This is a genomic window from Candidatus Methylacidiphilales bacterium (assembly GCA_025056655.1).
Classification (GTDB): domain Bacteria; phylum Verrucomicrobiota; class Verrucomicrobiia; order Methylacidiphilales; family JANWVL01; genus JANWVL01.
The window spans coordinates 1-23,669 of record JANWVL010000031.1 but is presented as its reverse complement, the minus strand read 5'-3'; the positions used below and the strand labels follow the sequence as shown (position 1 = coordinate 23,669).

The 23,669-nt window shown below is 52.7% G+C and carries 25 protein-coding genes and 1 tRNA gene; 12 read left to right on the top strand and 14 right to left on the bottom strand.

Translation table 11 applies throughout. The features are described from left to right. Together NZM04_01230 and NZM04_01225 are read left to right on the top strand one after the other, a co-directional pair. On the top strand, window positions 1-1,442 hold a 1,442-nt coding region (locus NZM04_01230), incomplete at its 5' end, for a hypothetical protein (GenBank protein ID MCS7062666.1). Between the two features lie 57 nt (window positions 1,443-1,499). Next, a complete protein-coding gene (locus NZM04_01225; protein ID MCS7062665.1) occupies window positions 1,500-2,789 on the top strand; it encodes a UDP-glucose/GDP-mannose dehydrogenase family protein in 1,290 nt (429 codons plus the stop codon). A gap of 22 nt (window positions 2,790-2,811) precedes the next feature. Here NZM04_01225 and murI read toward each other — a convergent pair whose 3' ends face one another. The 4 genes from murI to NZM04_01205 form a co-directional block, all read right to left on the bottom strand. Beyond that, entirely contained in the window at window positions 2,812-3,639 is an 828-nt protein-coding gene (gene murI, locus NZM04_01220; GenBank protein ID MCS7062664.1) for a glutamate racemase, read from the bottom strand. A 16-nt stretch (window positions 3,640-3,655) separates the two neighbouring features. Next, window positions 3,656-3,728 (bottom strand) — tRNA-Thr (locus NZM04_01215). 90 nt (window positions 3,729-3,818) lie between these two features. After that, window positions 3,819-4,511 (bottom strand): phosphoadenylyl-sulfate reductase, encoded by a 693-nt coding sequence (locus NZM04_01210; protein MCS7062663.1) that lies wholly within the window; start codon window positions 4,509-4,511, stop codon window positions 3,819-3,821. Beyond that, entirely contained in the window at window positions 4,512-5,039 is a 528-nt protein-coding gene (locus NZM04_01205; protein ID MCS7062662.1) for a YdbL family protein, read from the bottom strand. A gap of 36 nt (window positions 5,040-5,075) precedes the next feature. Between NZM04_01205 and NZM04_01200 the strand changes: the two genes are divergently transcribed. After that, window positions 5,076-6,962 (top strand): protein-disulfide reductase DsbD family protein, encoded by a 1,887-nt coding sequence (locus tag NZM04_01200; GenBank protein MCS7062661.1) that lies wholly within the window; start codon window positions 5,076-5,078, stop codon window positions 6,960-6,962. Here the strand turns inward: NZM04_01200 and NZM04_01195 are convergent. Next, on the bottom strand, window positions 6,959-7,381 hold the full coding sequence (locus NZM04_01195) for a DUF983 domain-containing protein (GenBank protein MCS7062660.1): 423 nt from the start codon (window positions 7,379-7,381) through the stop codon (window positions 6,959-6,961). The genes NZM04_01200 and NZM04_01195 overlap by 4 nt on opposite strands. Window positions 7,382-7,548: 167 nt before the next feature. Between NZM04_01195 and NZM04_01190 the strand changes: the two genes are divergently transcribed. From NZM04_01190 to NZM04_01175, 4 genes are read left to right on the top strand one after another with little or no spacing between them, the layout of a single operon-like run. Further along, window positions 7,549-7,848 (top strand): hypothetical protein, encoded by a 300-nt coding sequence (locus tag NZM04_01190; GenBank protein ID MCS7062659.1) that lies wholly within the window; start codon window positions 7,549-7,551, stop codon window positions 7,846-7,848. 13 nt (window positions 7,849-7,861) lie between these two features. Beyond that, window positions 7,862-8,503, top strand: a complete 642-nt coding sequence (locus NZM04_01185) for a hypothetical protein (protein MCS7062658.1) — start codon at window positions 7,862-7,864, stop codon at window positions 8,501-8,503. Window positions 8,504-8,513: 10 nt separating this feature from the next. Further along, window positions 8,514-8,786 carry a hypothetical protein gene (locus NZM04_01180; GenBank protein ID MCS7062657.1) on the top strand — a complete coding sequence of 91 codons (273 nt, stop codon included), beginning with the start codon at window positions 8,514-8,516 and terminating at the stop codon, window positions 8,784-8,786. Continuing rightward, the gene (locus NZM04_01175; protein MCS7062656.1) at window positions 8,749-9,195 is read left to right on the top strand and encodes a hypothetical protein; all 447 of its coding nucleotides are present in this window, start codon (window positions 8,749-8,751) and stop codon (window positions 9,193-9,195) included. The genes NZM04_01180 and NZM04_01175 overlap by 38 nt, the downstream gene beginning before the upstream one ends. Before the next feature lie 6 nt (window positions 9,196-9,201). Here the strand turns inward: NZM04_01175 and NZM04_01170 are convergent, their stop codons facing one another. Next, complete coding sequence (locus NZM04_01170; GenBank protein MCS7062655.1) at window positions 9,202-11,550, bottom strand: ComEC/Rec2 family competence protein; 2,349 nt, start codon at window positions 11,548-11,550, stop codon at window positions 9,202-9,204. A 92-nt stretch (window positions 11,551-11,642) separates the two neighbouring features. On the opposite strand from NZM04_01170, the gene NZM04_01165 reads away from it, so the two are divergent. Both NZM04_01165 and NZM04_01160 read left to right on the top strand, forming a co-directional pair. Further along, window positions 11,643-12,116, top strand: a complete 474-nt coding sequence (locus NZM04_01165) for a RidA family protein (protein MCS7062654.1) — start codon at window positions 11,643-11,645, stop codon at window positions 12,114-12,116. Window positions 12,117-12,121: 5 nt separating this feature from the next. After that, entirely contained in the window at window positions 12,122-12,472 is a 351-nt protein-coding gene (locus tag NZM04_01160) for a sulfite exporter TauE/SafE family protein (GenBank protein ID MCS7062653.1), read from the top strand. Between the two features lie 2 nt (window positions 12,473-12,474). Here the strand turns inward: NZM04_01160 and NZM04_01155 are convergent, their stop codons facing one another. Genes NZM04_01155 through NZM04_01125 form a run of 7 tightly spaced genes read right to left on the bottom strand, consistent with a single transcriptional unit; the run spans window position 12,475 to window position 19,872 of the window. Further along, window positions 12,475-13,773 (bottom strand): dihydroorotase, encoded by a 1,299-nt coding sequence (locus NZM04_01155; GenBank protein ID MCS7062652.1) that lies wholly within the window; start codon window positions 13,771-13,773, stop codon window positions 12,475-12,477. Further along, entirely contained in the window at window positions 13,770-14,717 is a 948-nt protein-coding gene (locus NZM04_01150; protein ID MCS7062651.1) for an aspartate carbamoyltransferase catalytic subunit, read from the bottom strand. Before NZM04_01150 ends, NZM04_01155 begins: the two co-directional genes overlap by 4 nt. Next, on the bottom strand, window positions 14,714-15,247 hold the full coding sequence (gene pyrR, locus NZM04_01145; GenBank protein MCS7062650.1) for a bifunctional pyr operon transcriptional regulator/uracil phosphoribosyltransferase PyrR: 534 nt from the start codon (window positions 15,245-15,247) through the stop codon (window positions 14,714-14,716). Before pyrR ends, NZM04_01150 begins: the two co-directional genes overlap by 4 nt. Then, entirely contained in the window at window positions 15,244-16,257 is a 1,014-nt protein-coding gene (locus tag NZM04_01140) for an alpha-E domain-containing protein (protein ID MCS7062649.1), read from the bottom strand. Before NZM04_01140 ends, pyrR begins: the two co-directional genes overlap by 4 nt. 11 nt (window positions 16,258-16,268) lie before the next feature. After that, window positions 16,269-17,717 (bottom strand): circularly permuted type 2 ATP-grasp protein, encoded by a 1,449-nt coding sequence (locus NZM04_01135; GenBank protein MCS7062648.1) that lies wholly within the window; start codon window positions 17,715-17,717, stop codon window positions 16,269-16,271. A gap of 41 nt (window positions 17,718-17,758) precedes the next feature. After that, window positions 17,759-18,616, bottom strand: a complete 858-nt coding sequence (locus NZM04_01130) for an SDR family NAD(P)-dependent oxidoreductase (protein ID MCS7062647.1) — start codon at window positions 18,614-18,616, stop codon at window positions 17,759-17,761. Then, the gene (locus tag NZM04_01125; protein MCS7062646.1) at window positions 18,604-19,872 is read right to left on the bottom strand and encodes a beta-ketoacyl-[acyl-carrier-protein] synthase family protein; all 1,269 of its coding nucleotides are present in this window, start codon (window positions 19,870-19,872) and stop codon (window positions 18,604-18,606) included. Before NZM04_01125 ends, NZM04_01130 begins: the two co-directional genes overlap by 13 nt. 113 nt (window positions 19,873-19,985) lie before the next feature. Here NZM04_01125 and NZM04_01120 point away from each other — a divergent pair, with 113 nt between their 5' ends. The 3 genes from NZM04_01120 (at window position 19,986) to trmB (ending at window position 23,002) form a co-directional block, all read left to right on the top strand. Further along, a complete protein-coding gene (locus tag NZM04_01120; GenBank protein MCS7062645.1) occupies window positions 19,986-21,338 on the top strand; it encodes a type IV pilus twitching motility protein PilT in 1,353 nt (450 codons plus the stop codon). Between the two features lie 6 nt (window positions 21,339-21,344). Beyond that, window positions 21,345-22,397, top strand: coding sequence for a type IV pilus twitching motility protein PilT (locus tag NZM04_01115; protein ID MCS7062644.1), 1,053 nt, complete (start codon window positions 21,345-21,347; stop codon window positions 22,395-22,397). 68 nt (window positions 22,398-22,465) lie between these two features. Continuing rightward, on the top strand, window positions 22,466-23,002 hold the full coding sequence (gene trmB / locus NZM04_01110) for a tRNA (guanosine(46)-N7)-methyltransferase TrmB (GenBank protein MCS7062643.1): 537 nt from the start codon (window positions 22,466-22,468) through the stop codon (window positions 23,000-23,002). A 33-nt stretch (window positions 23,003-23,035) separates the two neighbouring features. Here the strand turns inward: trmB and NZM04_01105 are convergent. Further along, window positions 23,036-23,669, bottom strand: a 634-nt coding sequence (locus tag NZM04_01105; GenBank protein ID MCS7062642.1) for a hypothetical protein, incomplete at its 5' end; no start/stop codon positions are given.

Below are 23,669 nucleotides of genomic sequence, written 5' to 3'. Positions count from 1 at the left end.
CATGGAGCGACGCCGCCCGCATCGAGCGCCTCCACGGCCAATGGCAATGGCGAGACCTCCTCTTCCACTCCCACATCCACTTCATCGATATCGAAGGCATCGAAATTTGGTCTGAAAAAATCTCGCGCCTCAGCCAGACACCCGACCCCACCACCCCTCAAAATACCACCACCCCCCCCGCCTCCTCCAGCACCCCCATTTGGACTCCCCGCGTCGGCACCCTCACCATCAAGCGAGCCACTCTCTTCCTCGAAAACCTCCTCCCCGAAACCCACACCATCCCCCTCACCATCGCCCAAGACGACCCCCTCATCCTCGACGACATCCTCCTCGCCCCACTCCACCACCAACCCATCTCCGACAAACCCTATCGCGCCGCCACCGGCCGCATCACACTCTACTCCCCCTACGACGCCCTCCTACCCGTCATCAGCATAGACTCCCTCGAGCTCACCTTCTCATGGAACGCCCTCCGCCGCAACTCCCTACACGAGCTCATCATCCATCGCCCCATCCTCTACGTCGGCCCCGGACTCTTCTGGCTCGCCGACGCCATCCAAAAAAAACGCGCCGAAGCCTCCTCCCTACCTGGCACCGCCCCACCCCCAGTCTGGACCATCGAAAACTTCTCCCTCCGCGACGGCACCCTCAACATCGCCGCCTGGGGCGGCAAAGGCTTCACCATCCCCATGCGCTTCCAATCCACCTTCCGCAACCTCCGCACCGACCGCCTCCAAGAACTCTCCCTCCACAACACCCTCATCTTCGACCCCCTCACCGCCTCCTACCCCGACTACCGCCTCTCCATCGAAAACCTCCGCGGCGAAATCAACTTCTCCCTACCCCTCGAATCCAACTCCAACAACCTCGTCCCCACCCTCTTCCTCGACCGCCTCACCTGGAATGAACTCACCGCCCAAAACCTCTACCTCTCCGTCACCTTCGACCCCCACGGCATCTACGGCCACATCGGTGGCCACTCCTACGGCGGCACCATCCACGCCGGCTTCAACATCGGCTACCAAGCCGGCTTCCCCTGGAACGCCTGGATCACAGCCGACCAAGTCAACCTCCTCCCCATCACCCGCCGCCTCACCCGCGACACCTTCACCCTCACCGGCCCACTACAAGGTCAACTCATCCTCAAAGGCCGCGGCAAAACCATCCAACAATGTCACGGCTTCCTCAACCTCACCCAACCCGGAAAAATGCACATCGCCGCCGTCTCCGAGCTCATCCACCGCCTCCCAGCCGATTGGGATCAACCCCGACGCGCCATCGTCCAATCCGCACTAGAAAGTTTCCGCCACTACCCTTTCACCTCAGGCTCACTCAAATGGCACTACGCCATCCCCCTCAGCCACGCCCATCTCCTCCTACAAAGTCCCCACGGCAAACGCGACTTCACCCTCCGCTGGCACCAGCTCCCCCACCCACCCTAGCCCCCCACAAAAACATTTACGCCCTCCCACCACCACCCTATCCTTCCTCCCCCCACTATGAAAATCGCCATCATCGGTTCCGGCTACGTCGGCCTCACCACAGGCACATGCTTCGCAGACGTCGGTCACCACGTCATCTGCGTCGACAACAACACCCAAAAAATTGACTCCCTACGCCAAGGAAAAATCCCCATCTACGAGCCCGGCCTCGAAGAACTCATCCGCAAAAACGTCGCCACCGGTCGCCTCTCCTTCACCACCTCCATCGAAGAAGGCGTCCAAAACTCCCTCGTCATCTTCATCGCAGTCCCCACACCCCCTCAACCCGACGGCAGCGTCGACCTCTCCTACGTCGAAAAAGTCGCCCGCGAAATCGCCGCCGTCCTCACCGACTACCGCGTCATCGTCGATAAATCCACCGTCCCCGTCAAAACCGGCGAAAAAGTCGCCCAGACCATCTCCCGCTACAACATCCACAAAGCCCCATTCGACGTCGTCAGCAACCCCGAGTTCCTCCGCGAAGGCAGCGCCGTCGCTGATCTCATGAACCCCGATCGCATCGTCATCGGTGCCGACTCCGAGCGCGCCATCGCCATAATGCAAGAGCTTTACCGCCCCTTCCACGCCCCCATCCTCATCACCGACCTCAACTCCGCCGAGCTCATCAAACACGCCTCCAACAGCTTCCTCGCCCTCAAAATCTCCTACGCCAACGCCCTCGCAGAAATCTGCGAGCGCGCCGGCGCCAACATCCAAATGGTCGTCGAAGGCATGGGCATGGACAAACGCATCGGCCGCGCCTTCCTCAACGCAGGCATCGGCTACGGCGGCTCCTGCTTCCCCAAAGACCTCTCCGCCTTCATCGCCATCGCAGAAGACCTCGGCATCGACTTCAAACTCCTCAAAGAAGTCGCCGCCATCAACCGCCGCGCCCGCGATCGCTTCATCGACAAAGTCCGTGAAGCCCTCTGGGTCTTCCGCGAAAAACGCATCGGCCTCCTCGGCCTCGCCTTCAAAGGCAACACCGACGACGTCCGCAACAGCGTCGCCATGGAAATCGCTGAAATCCTGCTCAAAGAAGGCGCCCACGTCCAAGCCTACGACCCCAAAGGCATGCAAAAAGCCAAAGAAATCCTCCCCCAGCTCACCTACTGCACTTCAGCCGAAGACGTCGCCGAAAAAGCCGATTGCATCATCATCGCCACAGAATGGGACGAGTTCCGAACCCTCGCCTGGAATAAAATGAAATCCCGCATGATTGCCCCACTCGTCTTCGATGGCCGCAACCTCCTCGACCCCCAGCAGATGCAACAACTCGGCTACCACTACACCAGCGTCGGCCGATAAACCCTACACACCTCCCCCTACCTCACCCCAACACCACCTTCTCCACCTCAGCCACCGGCTCACCCAAAAAACGCCGAGCCAAATCCCCAAACATCCCAGGCACATCACTCACATAAATTTTCAACCGCCCCTCCCTCTTCACCCCTCTCCGCAAATGTCCATCTGCCCACAGCCGCTCCGCCAAATCTCGTGCCACATTCTCCGCAGAATCAACCAACCGCACCCCATCGCCCAACTCCTCACTCAAAACCCCCTTCAACAACGGATAATGCGTGCACCCCAAAATAACCGTATCCACACCCGCCCTCCGCAAAGGCTCAATATACTCCCGCACAATCAACCGCGACGCCTCATGATCCAGCCAGTCTTCCTCGACCAGCGGCACAAGCAAAGGCGTCGCCAACGCCACAACCTCCACATCCGGCCGCAACCTTTTCAACGCCTGCTCATACACCCCGCTCGCAATCGTCCCCCGCGTCCCAATCACCCCCACCCTTCCATTCCGTGTCACCCGCAACGCCGCCCTGACCCCCGGCTCCACCACCCCCATTACTGGCACCCGACCCCCATACCGTTCCCTCAAATCCGTCAACGCATAAGCCGTCGCCGTATTACACGCCACCACAAGCGCCTTCACCCCCTGCCCCAAAAGAAAATCCGCAATCTCTCGCGCATACCGCGTCACCGTCTCCGGACTCTTATTCCCATAAGGCACACGAGCCGTATCCCCATAATAAATCACATCCTCCGCTGAAAGCTGCTGCATCACCTCATGCACAACCGTCAACCCCCCAAGCCCAGAATCAAAAATCCCTATCCCCCCTTCCACCGCCCGTTCACTTTCTGTCATACACGCCTTTGAAGCGAGCCGCTGACCGGGCTTGAACCGGTGACCCATGCTTTACGAAAGCATTGCTCTACCAACTGAGCTACAGCGGCACCTCTACTTCCAGCAAGTTAGCGCAGCCCGTTCCCATTTTCAATAAAATACACACCACGACGACCACCCCCGCCCGACAGCCACCTCCCTCAACGATCCGCCTCCACCCTTCTCATAAACGTGTGAATCCCGCACTCCGTCTTGTTAAACCCCGTCCAGCGTCCTGCCCGCTCACTCTCCCCCTCACCGACCTTCCGCGTGCACGGCATACAACCAATGCTCCGATACCCCTGATCATGCAGCGGATTATAAGGCACACCATGTCGCCTCAGATAATCCCACACCGCCTCCCTCGGCCACATCGCCATCGGATTCAACTTCACTACCACGCGCCCCGGCTCCAACTCATAATATTCCCGCTCCTCAGTTCTGCTGCGAGTCTCCGATTGATCCCGGCGCAAACCCGTAATCCAGCACTCCAGCTCCCGAAGCTTTGCCTGCAGCGGCACCACCTTCCGCAACGTGCAACAAAAATCCGGATCCCTCGCCCAAAGCGCCTCCCCAAATTGCTCCGCCTGCTGTTCCACCGTCAAATCCGGCCGCAACACCTCAATCTTCCGCCCCAAATACACCTCCAGCCGCCTACACAACTCCAACGTCTCCGGAAAAAGCAAACCTGTATCAATCGTAAAAATAGGAAACCCCAAACCCTCACGCCGCGCCAAATCCATAATCACAAGCCCCGCACCCTGAAAACTCGTGCCAATAGCCGCCTTCTCCCCAAACTCCCTCCACGCTTCATGCAGCAGCGCCACCGTCCGCTCACAGTATTTCGTCTCCATCTACTTCGCCCTCCAACTCCCATCCTCAAGCTGAATCAACTCCCCCGGAAACGCCCGCTCCTGCCAACGCCGCGCAAACTCCATCTCCACAATCTCCTGCGGCTTCGACTGCACACGCGCCTGCGCCGCATACAGAATCGATCGATCAGCATTCTCCTCATTCACAATCCGCTGCGCATACCGCAAATACGTCTCATTCTCTGGAGGATTCACCACAGAAAGATAACCCCGCGCGTTTTCCCCCACCACACGGTCATTCTTCAGATTCTGCACTTCCCCCATCCTTAGCCGACGCCTCTCCGTCGCATCCACCTCAGCCTGACTACGCTCCCTTTCCACCTCCGGCGCCTTACTGCGGACGTCCACCTGCATCCTAACGTCTATCTTAACAGGCTCCGGCGTCTCAATCCGCACCGGCACCGTCGGCGCAGCACAACCCCAGAGCACCCACAAAGAAAACACCCCCACAATCACAACCTCAAACCCAAAACGCATCATCCACTCCAAAATAACGCACACCCACAACATTGACAACGTCTCCCTTCACCCTCTTATCTTCTCAACATGCCCCACCCCCTCATCACACTACACCTACTCAGCCTCCTCCTCTCACCCCCATCAAAAGCACACCCCGAGCAGACCCCATCTCATACTCAAGCATCACTCATCGCCGAAACTCTAACCGTCCGCCCAGGCACCCCCTTCTTCGTAGGACTCCACCTCATCATGCAACCAGGGTGGCACACATACTGGCGCGATCCAGGCGATTCAGGCCTCCCAACCACCATCTCGTGGACCTTGCCCGAAGGCTGGACAGCAGGCGACATCCAATGGCCTCGCCCCAAACGCATCGAAGTCACCGGCCTCATCTCCTACGGATACGAAGAAGAAGTCCTACTCCTCGTGCCCATCACACCCCCAGCCTCCCTCCCCCAGGGCACAGACTCCGTCACACTCAAAGCCCACGTCCAGTGGCTAGAATGCAAAGAAGTCTGCCTCCCAGGACAAGCAAACCTCTCTCTCACCCTCCCCATTTCACAGGCCCCACCCCAAATCGATCCACGCCACGCCAGCCTCTTCCAAGCCACACGCACCACCCTAAACCAATATCCCGAAGGATACAGCAAGCCTTCTGACCCCTCAGCACCCACACCAGATCCCCCTCCCCCCTCTCAGCCCGTCCAGCCCGTCCTCGAAATTCAATCCCTCTGGACAGCCCTAGCATGGGCTTTCCTCGGAGGATTGATTCTCAATCTCATGCCATGCGTCTTACCAGTGCTCTCGTTAAAAGTGCTCAACCTTTTGAAATATGCACAAGCCAGCCGCCAAGCCCGCCTCCGCGAAGGCCTCCTCTTCGTCGTAGGCGTCGTCACCACATTCGCCTCGCTAGCCTTACTCCTAGTCGCCCTTCGCACCGCCGGCGAAGAACTCGGATGGGGCTTCCACCTCCAAAACCCCTGGATCGTCGCAACCCTAGCCGTCCTCTTCGCACTCATCACGCTCAACCTCCTCGGCGTATTCAGCGTCGGCACACGCCTCATCTCCCTACAAAACCAAGCCTCTGAAACCCCCTCCCTTTGGCGCCCCCTGCGCAGCGGCATCTTAGTCGTCCTCGTCGCCACACCCTGCACCGCCCCCTTCATGGGAGCTGCTCTCGGCTATGCCCTAACACGCCCCCCACTCGAAATGCTGCTCGTCTTCTGCGCCCTCGGCGCAGGAATGGCTTTACCTTACTTCCTCCTGGTCCTCTTTCCTGCTTGGCTTCGATGGGTGCCCAAGCCTGGCCCTTGGATGGAACGCCTAAAACAAGCCCTCGCCCTGCCCATGGCCGCAGCCACACTATGGATGACCTGGGTCCTAGGACTACAAAAAGGAGTCGACGCAATGGCACTGCTCCTCGGCGTGCTCATCTTATCAAGTGCCGCAGCATTCTGTGTAGGACAACGACAAAACACATCCCCGCCTTCCCCAGCTTGGCGAATCGCAGAAATCCTCTTCACAATAACCGCCCTAGCCCTACTCATCGTAGTCGGCACCATGCCCAGTCCTCAGAATCTCCCGCAGACAGACAACCAAACAACAACCCAAATCGCCTGGCAACCTTTCGACCCAGACCAGCTCGAAAAACTCCGCACAGAAGGCCGCACCATCTTCGTCAACTTCACCGCAGCATGGTGCCTCACATGCAAAGTAAACGAAACCCTAGCACTAAACGTCCCAGAAACCATCCGCCTCTTTCAATCCAATCACATTGTCCCCATGAAAGCCGACTGGACCCGGCAAGACCCCGTGATCACACGCAGCCTAGAATCCATCGGCCGACGAAGCGTGCCTGCCTATGCGCTTTACATCGGAAAAAGGAAACCCATCCTACTACCACAAATCCTAACGCCCGAAATCGTCCGCACGTCAATCCTCAAGGCCTTAAACACAAGCCCCTCAGACCACTAAGACCTCCCCAAATACCTTCGCGAAACGTTTCTCCTCATCGGTAAAGCAGGATCACACCATTGATCAAAGGCAATAAACCAAGCCTTCGCATGCCGTATCAAAAGCACAGCCATCACCGCCGATAAGGGCAACACCACCGCTAAAATCTTCTGCAACGACCAATCAGTCAGCCCATCGATTAACGCATAAAGCAAAACCCCCGTTAACCCAATAATCATGTAGTTAATCGCCCAGATCGCGAGCAAAAAGTAACCCGGCTCCCGCTCATAAGCATACCCACAGCGCGGACAACCATCCAATGGCGTAAACCAATCATAAAGCGAGCGCGTCCTCCAAATAGAAACAAAAATCGGCCGCTCCCCACAATGCGGACATCGCCACCACGTCGCACGCCAAAGCATCTGCAAAAGAAGTCTCATACGATTATCATTAACCCCCACAAAACCTACGCACGCAAGCCTCCTTTTCCCCAAAGACACACAGACAACCACTATTCACTAAAGCCACGTAATAATTTTTCTTGACGCCTCTCTAACCGTCGATAATCGCCATATATTGTATCCTGTAAAAACTAACACCACACCGAATGACCTTTCGTGGCTTCCTCTACACCCTACAGTTCCTCGGAATCGTCCTATTCTGCCTCATAGGCGTTAAAATCTGGACAGCCATGCGAGGCAACGAGCTCATGCGCGACATGTATGAGTTCCGCAACAAAGTCCAACAAGGCGCCCTACAAGAAGCAATCCTCAAACGCCTCACCCTTCGCATAGCACAACTCTCCTTCGGCGAAGATAACAACGCTCGCGAAATGAAGCAACTCCTCATCAAACATCAACTCCGCGGCACCGTAGAAATCAAAGGAAATCAAGTAGCATTCCCCTAGCCCTCTTCAAAATATGGCATACAGCTACGAACCTCGCTCCAATCCAGACCCCATCGATAAATCAGCACCCCCCCCCACCTACGAAAACACAACCCAAACACTCGCCAATTACAACCCCGAATTCGCCCGCCCCATCCTCTCTAACCCAAAAGACCGCAAAGCCGCCGCCCTCCTAGGATTAGTCCTCATCCTCATAATCATTGGCATCTGCATCTACCTAGTCGTAGACATCCGCAACGCCCTTCGCGCCATGCAGACCCTACAAAACGAATACGACCTCCTCAAACAAGCCCGCGACCGCGCACTCCTCGTTGAAGAGCGCCTCTACGGGCTCATCCGCGATCTCTCCTCCCTATCAGAACACAATGAACTGGCCCTCACCGTCCAAGAAGAATTCGGCATCGTCATCGAAGGCTCCGAAGCCCACAATCGCCTCAATCAAACCCGCACACTCAACAAAATACACGGCGACTTCGGCGGCGTAGACATCGTCAAAGCAGACGCCCCCCCCCAAAACCCACCCCCCACCCCCACCCCTACCAACCAAGCTCACCCAGCTCACAACACAAAGACCTCTGACACCACCAAGGAATCCACTCCTAAAAGCTCCCCATCAACCCCACGCTCTACCACTAAAAAATCAACCCAAAACTAGATAGACCCCTATGAAAAAAACCATAGCCATCCTACTCGCCGCTATATGTGGATTTGTGATTGTCGGAAAATTCACCTTCTACTCCATCACTAAAGGAAACACAGAAAAACTCACCAACGCCCAAAACCGTATCAACCAAGCCCAGACTGCGCGAATCATCCTCCAAAATCTTGCCTCTCGCCTCGCCGTAGAGTCAAAGACAGACCCCGCCATGGCTCAACTCATGCGCCAACACGGCATCAGCATTGAGATCGACGGCGTCAAATATCCACAAAGCCAATAAACCTACTCCCTCCCACAAACTCATCATGAACCCCAACAACCCATACCAACCGGTTGAAGACAACCAAGACGGCAATTCCTGGTTCCTTCCTTACGTTATCCTCACCCTCATCCTAATCACAAATTTCGCCTACGAAGCCTTTACCGTCCTACAACAAGGCAAACGAGTCAATGACGAAATCAACCGCATAGCCCCAGCACTGCCCCAAGCCGAAACCATCACTCGCACCCTCGACGCACTCAGCCGAGACATCGTCAAACTCTCCACCACCAACGCCGCAGCCGCCCGTATCCGCAAAGAATTCAACATCGAAATCCGCGAAAACACAACCACGCCACCTACCCGCACCACTCCTACCCCCCCTGCCCAGCAACCCCAAGGGCAACCCCGCACTCAACCGCCACAATAAAAAAACTCACTCCTCCTCAAATCCCCCCACCTCATCAAGCAACACAGCTGTCTTATCACGATCCCGCCACCAACTCACAAGCGCACCCCCTTCCCCCATCCTCACATACAAAGCCTCATACCCCATATTCCACTGCTCCATCCCCCTCAGCCGATCAGAATCATAACGCGGCGCCTCTCTAGGATAAAACACATCACTCTCCACATACACAAAATGCCGAGGCTGCAAATGTTCCAGCCACTTCACCCCCAGACTCGGATATTTAGGATGATACCCCTGAATTAACACATCCACCCTCAACCCCGGATTCTCCCTCATCAACACCTCTTCAATTCCCTCCCCAATCCGCCCCGCCCACAACACCTCACTCTCCCCATATCGCAACAACAGCACCAACCCCTGATCCTCCAAATAAACCGACCGAAAATCCTCCGGCGGCCAAAGCACCTCACAGACAAGCCCAGCCCCCAACTCCAACCGCTCCCCTCGACTCACCACCCTCTGCCTGACCGCCCCTTTCGAAAGTAATTTTAACCACTCTTTATACCCCCTCGACCTCGACAGCCGCGGAGGTAACACCCACTCCCTCACCCGCGCCCGTCGCAACACAAATTCCGTCGCCCCTGTCGCCCTCACAGACATCTGCGTAAAATAAACCTGTTCCATATCCCACGCCCCATAGTAATGCAACAGCGGCCTCAACCGATACTGCACATCTCGCGCCCGCCCAGGATCAATAAGCCAATTGCACCTTCCATACCGCAAAAGCCCTGTCACCGTCTTCCCCCCACCCACTAACGTCAACGTAGGCACGCTCACCCCTCCCCAAGCCGAAGGATGCGGCAAATACACCACCGCCCACGACCACTGTCCAAGCACCGTCACCACTGCCACCATCGCCTTCACCACCAGCCAATTAAAATTATTCAAACTCACCGTCACCCACCCCACCCACGGAGCAAAACACAAACTCAACACCCCAACCACCACGATCACCCCCGCTAATGGAACCACAGCCATATTCGCAACCACCGAGACCAACGAAACGCGTTGAAAATAAACCACCATCCACACCACCGATCCACACCACGCCCCGATCCCCATCGCCACAAGTCCCGCAAAAAATTTCACCACACCATATCCCCAAAGTCGCCACCTACCCCATACCTTAAGCGCCTCCGCATCCAGCGGCTTAAAAGGCTTCATCAGCAGATTAAAAACAGGAGGCGATACAACAATCAACCCCAACACAACCGAAAACGACAACACAAAACCCGGCGCACCCAAATATCGCGGCTCAAAAAGCAACAACAACCACAATGCCGCTGCCCAAAAATTCAGCCAACTCAACGGCCGATAAATCCGCCAAGCCCACAACACCACAGCCACCATCGTCACCGCCCGCACCACACTCGGCTGCAAATCCGAAACAAACGCATACAACACCAACACAGGCAAAAACACCCACCCCACACGCCACACCCGCAACCCCACCGATCGCAGCAAAATCAATCCGACCATTAAAAGAATCCCCACATTTTGTCCACTCACCGCAAAAATATGATACGTACCCGTGATCCGAAATAACTCCTCAACCGACTCCGATATACCCATCGTATAACCAAACAACATCCCTGCTAATATCGCCGTCACCCCCTCCTCACCCTCCAATCCCCACACAAGCTGATCAAAAGCCCACGCCCGTATCCCATACGCAAGCGCTACCCACCACTTCCCGCTTCCCCGCCCGATGATTTCTGCATCCGATACGTCTGCTTCTAAAATATAGTCCGCCCGATACACCTCTAAATAACTTTTCCAATTCAATCGCCCAGGCGCTGTAACGACTTCAGGCTCCTTCAATCTCCCCCTCACCCACAACTCATCTCCATACGCCAACGCCCCATGAGGCACCCCGCGCAGCCTCAAAAACACCCGCCCCACAGCTTTCCCCTTCCCTTCATTCTCATCCCGCCTCCATTCCAAAACCTCCGCAAAACCAAAATAAGTCGCCCGCTCAGTAACTCGGCGCTTTTCATATGCTTTCTTCGACATCCGCAGATCAGAATCCACCCGAAGCCGCCAAAACACAGCTTCGCGCAACTTCCAATCTCCAAGATTTCTCAACGCATACTCCCGCGGCTCCCATCTATCCCACCACCGATAAGCCAGTGCGAGACACAACATCAATCCATAAAACACCCACTGCCTCGCACGCCCCTGCTTCAGCCTTAACCAAAGCCCAAAGAATATACTCCCTAAACTCAACCACAACTCCACCGGCAATTCCTGCAACCATGGCGAACAGCCCACTGCAAACGCTATTGCCGGACCCAATAGCGGAGCTGAAGACACGCTCTCCCTCACGCCCTTTCCCTTAGCAAAACGACTCCTTCACAACAGATTTTTGCTTGGGCTCCACCCACACCATTTGGCATGCTTAAATCATGCCATCTCCATCTGCTACACTACATTCACTCGGCATCCTCCTCCCCCCACCCCCACGAGCTATCGGAAGTTATCTCCCCTACCGCAGACAAGGCGATATCCTCTACCTCTCCGGCACACTCCCCGTCTGGGACGGAGAACTCCGCGCCACAGGAAAACTCGGCCACTCCCTATCCCTTGAGCAAGGCCAAGCTGCCGCTGAACTCTGCGCTCTCAACCTACTCGCTCTCATCCAGGAAGCTGCCCACTCTCTCGACCACGTCCATTCTGTCCTACAACTCACCGGCTACGTCAACGCCGCCGAAGATTTCTACGATATTCCAGCCGTGATCAACCCCGCCTCTGCGCTATTTGAAAAAATCTTTGGTGAACACGGCAAACACACCCGAGTCGCAGTCGGCGTTGCTTCTCTGCCCAAAAATGCCCCGGTAGAAATAAGTGCCATCGTTCTCCTTCACCCCCCCACCATTTGAAATAAATGCTCACGTTGATTCTCCTCGGCTTAATAACCGGCATCGCAAGTGCCTCCTTCGGCATAGGAGGCGGCCTAATCATGGTGCCCGCCTTCCTCTGGTTGCTCAAAATGCCCTACCCACAAGCAGTCGCACATTCATTAGTATTGATCGTTCCAATCTCCCTCGTCGGTAGCCTCGTCAACACACAATTCACTCAGTTCTACCCCCGCGTCCTCATCCTATGCGCCATCGGAGGCGCCATCGGCGCACTCATCGGCACATTCTTACTACACAACATACCCACGCTTTGGATCAAACGCGCATTCGCCCTCTTCATCCTCTACGCCGCTTGGAAACTCTGGACGGGGAAATAGCTCTACCCTCTACCCTCATCCCATACCGTCTTCCCAGCAACAATAGTGCGAATCGCGCGACCCCGAAATTTTCGGTTAAGAAAAGGAGTGTTGCGACTCTTCGATCGAAAAGTCTCATCCGTTGCCTCCCAATCAACATGCGGATCAATGATCGTCACATCCGCATCGGCACCATCAGCAAGCGTGCCTTTGTTTTTCAACCCCAACAATGCCGCCGGCTGAGTCGTCAGCTTGTCCAAAAGCTGAAGCCAAGAAAGTCGCCCCGATTCGATAAACAACTGTATGTAAACTGCCAATTGCGTTTCCAAGTTGATCATCCCAAATGGTGCAAGATCAAACTCCACCTCCTTCTCATAGCCGCAATGCGGAGCATGATCACTAGCCAAAATCGAAATCGTCCCATCTATCACGCCCTCCAAAAGAGCTAGCCTATCCTCTCCCGTTCGCAAAGGAGGATTGACTTTATACAAAGTGTCATAGTCCCTTAACTCTGCATCCGTAAACGATAAATGATGTGGTGTCACCTCCGCGCTAATCGGCAACCCTCTTGCTCGCGCTTCACGAATCAGCCGCACACTTCCAGCCGAGCTTAAATGTTGGCAATGCACACGTGCACCAGTCATCTCGCACAAAAGGATATTCCTTGCCACAATGATTTCCTCTGCAATAGACGGCCATCCCCGAAGCCCAAGTCGCACACTCCACTCACCCTCATGCATCACAGCACCTTGCGTCAACGAATAATCCTGACAGTGATCCATCACCGGCACACCCAACATCGCAGCATACTCCATAGCACGCCGCATCAATTCATTATTCTGAATACAACGACCATCATCCGTAAAAGCCACAACTCCTGCCGCCTTAAGAGAAGCCATCGGAGCAAGGCGCTCTCCTTCCGCTCCTTGAGACAAGCAAGCCGAAGGCAACACATTCACACATGCCGTCTCTGCCGCTCGCTGTCGCACCCATGAAACGACACTCGGATGATCGACCACAGGTTGTGTGTTGGGCATCGCTACGATCGTCGTATATCCCCCCACCGCTGCAGCTAGTGCCCCCGTAGCAATCGTTTCTTTAGCCGTCTGCCCCGGCTCCCGAAGATGCACGTGGATATCGATTAACCCCGGAGCCACTATTTTCCCACCTGCAGGGATTTCTTCGATCTCATACCGCTCTGCAGCATCCAGCGTATTCGGATCGATAATTCGATCTTCGAGTATGTAAAGATCACCGATCTGATCCAGCCCTCGGCTCGGATCAATAATCCGTCCCTGTAAAATTTTAATAAGCTTTTTCATGCTGTAGGAAAAGCCATCTGTGCCGTGCCTGCAGCCAAAGCATAAAGCACAGCCATTCGGACTGCTAAGCCGTTGTTGACCTGTTCAAGGATCGTCGACTGTGGACTATCAGCAATATCACTATGAATTTCAACCCCCCGATTCATCGGCCCAGGATGCATAATAATCGCCGTCGGCTTGCAGAGACCTAATCGAGCCGGCGTCAGACCATAGAGATAGACATAATCATTTACACCAGGAAAATAGGTGGCGCGCTGTCGTTCGTGTTGAATCCGAAGTAAGTAGATCACATCAGCCGTCGGTAAATGCGCATCAAGCTCATGTGCAACCCGCACGCCTAAAGACTCAAACACCCGTGGAACAAGCGTAGGCGGCCCAACCAGTGTAATGTCGGCCCCGTAAAGTTTAAGAGCGTAGATATTCGAGCGCGCGACACGGCTATGCAAGATATCACCAACGATAAGCACCCTCTTGTTTTCAAGAGAACCTAAGCGCTCCCGGATGGTGAAAACATCTAAAATTGCTTGAGTCGGATGCTCATGAGCTCCGTCCCCAGCATTGATGATATGAGCAGGCAGCCTTCGTGCCAGAAAATCTGCAGATCCAGCGGCGTTATGCCGAAGGATAATGATATCAGCCCCCATAGATTGCAAATTGCGCGCGGTATCGAGCAACGATTCGCCTTTTTTGAAAGAGCTAGTGTCGCTGTCGAGATTCAGGACATCTGCGCTCAGCCGAGTGGCCGCAAGTTCAAATGAAAGGCGAGTGCGCGTGCTGGGCTCCACAAAGAGGTTGACAACTGTTTTCCCACGAAGTGAAGGCACTTTCTTAATCGGGCGACTGAGGATCTCTTTGAAAGAACGCGCCGTTTGGAGGAGATAATCAAACTGATCACGTGTAAGCTGGCGAATACTGACGAGATCTTTGTGCGGCCAAGGATTCATGCGACTGGAATCATATATATAGCGTCTTCCTGATCCACTTCGTGCATTTTAATTTTGATCCTAATCCGTGAATCGATACTTACACTCCTTAATGCAAGATCAGGACGAATCGGAAGCTCATGAGCACAACGGTCTATCAGCACAGCAAGTCTCACGGCAGCTGGCCGCCCTAGTGCATGAAGAGCCTCAAGAGCTGCACGCACCGTCCTCCCCGTGTGAAAGACATCGTCAACAAGAATAATCAAGCGCCCTTCGATCGGCTCAAGTAACCGCGTCGGATGCGGAGAGGGAAGATAGGTGCTATAGTCGTCCCGATGAAAACTAATATCAATCTGCCCGACAGGAGTATGATGTGCATGCAGGCTTTCCCATCGCTGTGCAACTCGTCGAGCAAGAAAATATCCGCGCGTAGGAATACCGACTAAAAGCGGATGGTGAACAGCCGGCGAATAAGCATTCCACAGTTGATCTGCGAGTTCATCAACAAGCGTAGGCAAATCACCGACAATCGAAGAAGCTGTGGCAATCATTGCTGTTGGATTTGCTGTTGATGCCAGATCACCTCAGAACCCATTTCCTGCGCAGGACTGTAAATATAAGTCTGCTGCATCGCTTCGCCGATATGATTGAACTCGACTTGGAGATGGTCAAGGTATTCATGGAGCCCGTATTGAAAAACATCTTCGATGGCCGAATAATCAAGCTCGGCGAGAAGTTTGCCTGATATTTTTTCTACAGGATGTGAAAACTCGCCCTCCCGCAGATGCGCTAAGCGCCGAAGGGCACTATCCACCAGACGTATGCAGAACCGAACTGCCCGTGGGAAAATATTGTTGAGGATGAGAAATTCAGCAGCTTGAAGTGGAGTCACATCACTATTGTAAGTCTTCATATAAGCCTCCATAGCAGAGGTGGAGCGGAGTATGACGAGCCACTGAAAAGTATCGAGCGCCCCACCTACGTCCTCAACGCGAGGAAGTAGAATGTGATATTTGACGTCAAGAATCCGCGTGGTCATATCAGCGCGTTCAAGGTATTTTCCAATTTGATTAAATTCCCATGCCTCATCATGAAGAACTGTGGATGAAGAGAGACCTTGGAAAATTTGAGAGCTTTGACGAATTTGCCGATAAAATTCAGACGGTGATGATTCCCAAATTTCCTCTGCACTTGCTGCATTCACAAAGTGATAGAGGCGATTGATCTCTTCCCAGATTTCTGTTGAGATCTGATCGCGGACTAGCCGTGCATTTTCTCGCGCAGTCCGAATACAGCTTTTGATCGAGCTAGGATTGGATAAATCAAACGTCAGGAAATCTGTAGCGCAATCAGTGTTGGCCAGTTGATACTTAGCGTGAAAGGCCTCCTCTATACTTAGGCTTTTGAGAATCGGTTCCCAGTATTGGTCTAGCTTAGTTTTGTCGCTTTGAAAATAGTCGAGGAGAAGTTGCAGGTTAACGTCTACAAGACGGGCGATATTATCAGCCCGCTCGATGTAGCGAGCCATCCAGTAGATACAATTTGCGACTCTTGAGAGCATGATGTGAAATTTTAATTTGTTGTGTCTTCGTGAAGAACCCAGGTGTCTTTTGTTCCTCCACCTTGAGATGAATTCACTACAAGAGATCCTTTGGGTAACGCGACGCGAGTCAAACCACCAGGCACAATCGTGATTTTCTCTCCATAAAGAATGTATGGGCGCAAATCAATATGTCGTCCTTCAAATTTTCCCTCGCAATAGGTGGGATGTCGCGAAAGAGCTATCGGCTCCTGAGCAATGTAGTTGCGCGGATCTGCAATGATTTTGCGTTTGAATTCCGCTATCTCCTCAGATGAAGCCTGAGGACCAATCAACATTCCATAACCGCCAGACTCGTTGGCGCTTTTGACAACGAGCTGATTCAAATGCTCTAGGATGTAAGTATAATCCCGCGGTTCTTGTGCAAGATAAGTCTGGACATTCGGTATGATAGGTTCCTGGTCCAGATAATAGCGAATCATCCGCGGAACGAAGTAATATATTACTTTATCATCAGCGACTCCGGTTCCAATTGAGTTTGCCAAAGAGACGTTCCCACGCCGATAGGCTTCGATTAAGCCAGGAACACCTAAAAGTGAGTCTTTGCGAAAGACTGTAGGATCAAGAAAATCATCATCGATACGACGATAAATCACATGGACAGGCTTTAATCCACGCGTGGTCCGCATGTAAACGATGTGATTTTTGACTACAAGATCTGCCCCTTCGACGATGTCAATCCCCATGCTTTTCGCAAGAAAGGCATGTTCAAAATAAGCGCTGTTGTAAAGGCCTGGAGTGAGAAGGACTACAGTAGGATCATCCACCCCTTGCGGGGCAATGTATTGAAGCATCCGAAGCAGTGCCGATGGATAAGCGTCTATCGGTAAAACGTTAGCCCCTGAGAAAAATTCAGGGAAAACGCGCTTCATCGCCTGTCGATTTTCAAGCATGTAAGAGACGCCTGAAGGACAGCGGCCATTATCTTCGAGCACGAGGTATTGACCGTTTCTATCCCGGACTAAATCTGTGCCGCAGATATGGATGTAGATATCTCGCGGGACATTAAAGCCAATAAACTCTCTTCGAAAATGTCGCGCTGATTCGATATAATGCCGCGGAATAACTCCATCACGGATGATTTTTTGATCATGATAAACGTCATGCAGGAAGAGATTCAAGGCTGTGATGCGTTGGATTAATCCCTCCTCTAGGCGTTTCCATTCTCGGTGCGGAATGATCCGTGGAATGCAATCGAAAGGAATGATACGCTCCACGCCTTGTGCGTCGCCATAGACGGTAAAGGTGATGCCGCGATGTAAAAAGTAAATTTCCGCTTCCTGCCTTCGCTCGGCAAATTCCTCAGCTGTCAAGTGCGAGAGTTTTTCAATAAAGTGGGCGTAATGCGGCCGCGGCTGATGGTTTTCGTCTAGCAACTCATCGAAAAAGCCATCCGTAGAGTAGTTATGAATGAGGTCCATGCCCGAAACATTCTATCTGAACAAAGCAAAATTTTTGCCAACTAAATTGATAGACCATAGTAAAGCCGAATCAGGCGATCGATGGCTTTTCGCGGAAGTATTTTGGCCGCTCTGGAAGCAATCACCGTCTGAAAAAAGCTTCCAACGTAAACCACATCTGGTGGATGGGGATGCACGCACAGTTTTTCTATTACTCGCGCGACTAGATCTGCTGAAGGAGAGCTTGCCAATCGCCGGCCAATGTTTTCTATGGCTTTTTTCATCGCTATTCTTTTATCACTACCTGAGGCATTTTCATGAAAGTTTACTGCCATATGGCCCGTGGCTTCTAAAGCACGTTCATGAAAACGGGTAGCGATATCACCAGGTATCACTTCAATTACTTTCACATGCGGCCGAGGGTTCTCAATTTGTCCTGTGCGAATGTAGGCACTCAGCGCGCTTTTAGCCGCATTGTAAGCAGCATGGTAAGGAATGGGCAGCTGCGTTGCCAGAGAAGTGATGTAGATAATCCTACCTTTTTTTTTCACTAAATCAGGCCAAGCTAGATGACTAAGCTTCAGGGGAGCTTCAAATAAAACATGCATCGTATCCGCTATTGCTTCTATATTTAAATCCTCTGCAGGCGCATAATAAGCCGATCCAGCATTGTTAATCAAAACATCGAATCCTCCAGACTGCTCTCTTCCCTGTGCAAAAGCCGCCTCGATACTCTTATCATCACACAAATCCATCCTGAGTGGATGAAAGCACGGATGAGTGATCGGAGGACTTTTTTTTCGGTAGGTGCCCCAGACGTGATGACCTGCGGCTAATAATCTTTCCGCAGTGGATAAGCCGATCCCGTCACTTGTTCCCGTAATTAATATGCAGAGAGACGTCGGCTTTACTCTTCCCATCGCCTAAAAACCAGCGTCACATTTGTGCCACCAAATCCGCTTGAATTCGAGATCGCCACCTGCGGAGCGATCGTGGTTTTTTCAGTCACCAAGGGGATACCTTCTGCCTCAGGATCAGGATTGCGTATATGAGCTGAGACTGGAAGGAAGCCTTCTTTTAGTGCGAGGCAGGTAAATCCTGCTTCCATAGCCCCTGCAAGAGATAACCCATGGCCAGTGATACTTTTTGTGCTGCTCACAAAAGGCCGTGGCATACGAGTGAAGACTTTTTTAATGGCACGCAGTTCTGCTATATCTCCACCGGGGGTTCCCGTAGCATGAGCATTTATATAGTGGACTGCTTCAGGCTGAATCCCCGCATCTGCAAGCGCTAGCTGCATCGCTCTCGCAAGTCCGTCTCCATCTGGGTCAGGAGCTGTGATGTTATACCCATCCGAGGCTTCTCCCCAGCCAAGGAGTTCTGCGTAGATATCAGCTCCTCGGGCCAGTGCTGTGTTGAGTTCTTCAATAACCAAGGCCGTCGCTCCTCCCGTTCCTACAAAGCCATCGCGATCCACATCGAAAGGACTCGGCGTTTGCTCGGGATCGGTGCGAATACTTAACGCCCGTATAGCAGCGAAAGGCAGAATACTAAACCGATTGCAGTCCTCCGCTCCGACGACAATCACTCGGTCTTGACGGTTGAGACGAATCAAGTCCATGCCCCATCCCAGGGCATGTGCTGAGGATGCGCAGGCACTTGTAAAGCCCAGCGAGGCACCTTTGATTTTGTAACTAGCTACTAAGTTAATGTTGAGCGTGCCAGGTATGCTAGCTACGATCCCCAAGGGGTAACATCGCTGCACACCGCGCGTCTCCATCGTGTGCAGATTTTCGTAAGCCATCCACATAGACCCGCCTGAAGCACACATCATACCTGTCCGGGGCTCTGAGATCGATTCACGCGTCAACTTTGCATCCTCCAGCGCATCTTGGACTGCTGCATATCCATAGACGACATTCGGCGACATCGATCGCAACTCAATGCGCGGAATTTTATATTTTTCAGGAATCTCCCAATCATCACAGAACGGGGTAGGGAAACGGAACCCCTTTACCGTTCCAGCCAATTTCACAGGAATGTTGGGTGCACTAAATTCATCAAAATACTCAATCCCCGTCTTGCCTTCACGCAAGGCTTCCGAAACACTCTTTCTGTCATTACCGATGCTGGTGATAAAGCCCATCCCGGTGATGACGACACGTCTTTTGCTCATAAAAATGAAATAGCTGCGAGCGAGTTTTTTGCCTAGGACAAATCCTGATCGTTCGCACGTGCCTCAGCTTGTCACTCGATGGAGTATGCCGTAAAGAAAGATACCGAAAAGCGATGCAAGCCTCAGTCAAACCAGATGTAGTCTTAAACTTAGCTCAGAATCAAGGCTGGATCAGCGCCGAGCAACGCACAGCCATCGAGACTATATTGATGCACACGCCCCAGGTCTCCGTCTTATCGCTACTCCAGGAGCAGCAGTTGATTACTGAAGCCGAATTAAAAGCTTTGCAAGAGATGCTTTCCTCTTCCAAAGAATCTGTCTCGCAATCTGCCGCAGAAAAAAAAACAACTGGAGATCAACCTGAGACAACTAAAACACTCATCTCTACACCAGTGGGCTTATTTTCTGGCGTGGTAGATTTTCTCCGCTATGCACAGAGTATCGGAGCCTCAGATCTACACCTAGGTGTATCTATCCCGCCAACTGTTCGCCTCCACGGTCATTTAATGCCGATGATTGCAGGTGCTGATCCATTGCGCTCCGATCAGACTGAATCGCTGATTCGAAGCTTCCTCTCCCCAAATCAATGGCAGAAGCTTCTGCAAGATAAGACGCTCGAATTTAGCTATGAAGTGCCAGAGATAAAAGGCCGTTTTCGTGTAAGCATTGTCCGACAACGCCGCGGCTTTGACGCCGTATTTCGTATCATCAATACCCAAGTCCGCACCATGGACGAGCTCGGTTTGCCTGAGCACTTGAAAACTTTAACCGATTACCATAACGGCTTAATCCTCGTCACAGGCCCATCGGGCTGTGGGAAATCGACTACAATGGCTGCCCTAGTGGAGCAAATCAATCTCTCTCGTCGCGACCATATCATCACTCTAGAAGATCCGATTGAGATCGTTTTCGAACCCAAAGGGTGTCATATCACACAACGCGAAGTCCACTCGCACACCGAGTCTTTCGCGAAAGCTTTGCGAGCTGCTTTACGTGAAGATCCCGATGTGATTATGGTTGGCGAGATGCGCGACCTCGAGACAATTTCGTTAGCGATCACTGCTGCAGAGACAGGCCATTTGGTGATCGGCACCCTCCACACTTCCACTGCAGCTCGCACACTCGATCGAGTGCTAGACGTATTCCCCCCTGACCAGCAATATCAAATCCGTCAAATGGTAAGTGAGTCCCTTCGTGGCATTATCTGTCAACAACTCATTCCACGAGCTGACGGGCAAGGCCGCGTGCTGGCTTTAGAGATTTTAATAAATGTGCCCGCTGTGGCTTCTCTCGTTCGAGACGCCAAGACTTTTATGCTCCCAGGTGTCATGCAGACAGGCAAACGTCAAGGCATGCAACTCATGGATGATGCTTTGCTGAATTTGCTCCGACAAGGGTTGATCACGCCCGAAGAGGCTTTTGATCGGGCAGAGCAAAAGCACCTTTTTAATGCCTATCTTTCGTGATCTTTTATGGCGGCTATTGATTTTCTATTTCAAAATTTAATCGAACAAGGAGGCTCCGATCTTCATCTAGCGCAAGGACAGCCGCCCAAGATACGCATTCACGGCGATATCACCCCCATACGAGAGGCACCTGTGACTGAGCAAGAAATAGTTAGCTGGTTGAGCGAGATCTGTGGCGAAGAGCGTTGGAAGCGATTTCTGGAAAAGGGCGATTTAGATTTTGCCTATGAAATGTCGCAGCAAGCTCGATTCCGCTGCAATTATCTTAAGCATTACCACGGCATCGGTGCTGTATTTCGGCTCATCCCGACTAGAATTGCAACGATTGAAGAGCTGAATCTGCCGCCGGTTATCCGCCAGTTTGCTCATTTTAAGGGCGGTCTCGTCTTGGTGACTGGCCCCACTGGATCTGGCAAATCTACTTCTCTCGCTGCATTGATTGATTACATCAACACGACATTTTCTCGACACATCGTGACAATTGAGGAGCCGATCGAATTTGTCCACGACAATAAACTTTCCATTATCACGCAAAGAGAGGTCCCCGAGGATGTGCCTAGCTTTTCCGAAGGATTACGCGCCGCGCTCCGTGAGGATGCTGATGTAGTGCTCGTCGGTGAGATGCGCGACCTCGAGACGATCTCTCTGGCATTAACAGCTGCCGAGACAGGTCTTTTGGTCTTCGGCACACTTCATACCAATAATGCTCGCAAAACTGTAGACCGGATTATTGATGTCTTCCCTGCCCAGCAGCAACCCCAAGTCCGCACTATGTTGGCTTCATCTTTGCGCGCGATCATGGCTCAGCTGCTCTTAAAAAAGGCGGACGGGAGCGGTCGTATCGCCGTAAATGAAATTATGATCGCAAATCCCGCTGTGGCTTCAGCTATTCGCGAAGGGGCTACAGAAAAGCTCAGTGACATTATCCTTACGGGCCGCGCTCAAGGGATGCAATTCATGGATGATGCAATCATGGCAAAATTAAAAGAGGGGCTAGTAACGCCTCACGAGGCTTACATGAAGGCGATCGACAAACAAAAATTCGCCCAATATCTCTAATCCTCCCCATGCATCCTTGGGCTTCGTGGATCGAAATCAACGCAGCGAATTTGTGCCAGCCTTTATGTTTGGAAACGTTATACCCTAATCCAGATCAACCTTTTGAGATCGACCTCGGTGCGGGCGACGGTGGCTTTGTGATTCAATCTGCCATGCAGTATCCTGAGATAAACTTTCTCGCCATCGAACGGCTCAAAGGACGGGCGATGAAGATAGCCAAGAAAGCTGACCAGCTGGGCCTGCGAAACGTTCGCGTCTTGCGTTTGGATGCTCTTTACTCTCTAGAATATCTAGTCCCCAAACGTTCCGTATCTTGCCTACACCTGCTTTTCCCTGATCCTTGGCCGAAGCGACGCCACGCCAAATATCGATTGCTCCAGATGCCTTTTTTAAAGGCTTTAAGAAGGGTCTTGAAAACTGGCGGCTATTTCCATTTTGCCACAGATGATTTAAACTACTGGCAACAAGGACTCGCTCTGATAGCCTCATGCCCTGTTTTCTATAAGTGCGATTTCCCAAGAGCTTTGCCATTAACAGATTTTGAACAGATGTGGCTCGCAAGTGGAAGAACCTCTCACCATGCTTGGTGGCGATACTTAGAGTAAGATGTCCAAGCCAACGCACTATTCAGAATCTGCTTAAAATGGCGTTGTTGCTGGTGGGGTGAGCTGCGGAACAATTTCTGAGAGAGTCTGATTGTTGAGAATTGTCGTGAAATCTGCGGTAGACTGAGGAGGCAAGTTTTGGGCGAGGTTAATGAGCGCGTTAATTTGTTGAGGAGAAAGATTAGCTGGAAGCGGCACACCCAGGATCGTCGCAAGACTATTAATAGTCTGCTGAGGATTGTTAGCTAATTCGTTTGATATTGGGTTCACACTGGGCATACCGGTCATGGTTTGAACGGCAAGATTCTGCGCAGCAGCTTGGCTTAGTGTGTTTACCTGCCCGAAGAAATCACCAGTCGCTGTGATGTCTGGTTGCACTTTGTCAAAGCGGGGCTCAGGAAAACCAGTTATCGGCTCTTCCTCCATATCCTCAGGGGTCAAGAGGCGGGCTATTTCAGATTGAGCAATGAGCTCAGCTTCAGCCGCATCAAATAGCGAGCGCACTGTGTTATCTGGTGGTATTTTATCTCCCTTCTTTGGATCGAGGACTTGCTTTAATACCTTAGGTTTGGGTTTAATTTCGCCTTTACCCTCCTTCTGATACCACAGAACCTTGTGCGTCGTTCGTGCTCGAGGCACTGCACGGGATGGACGGCCATTGCCAGCG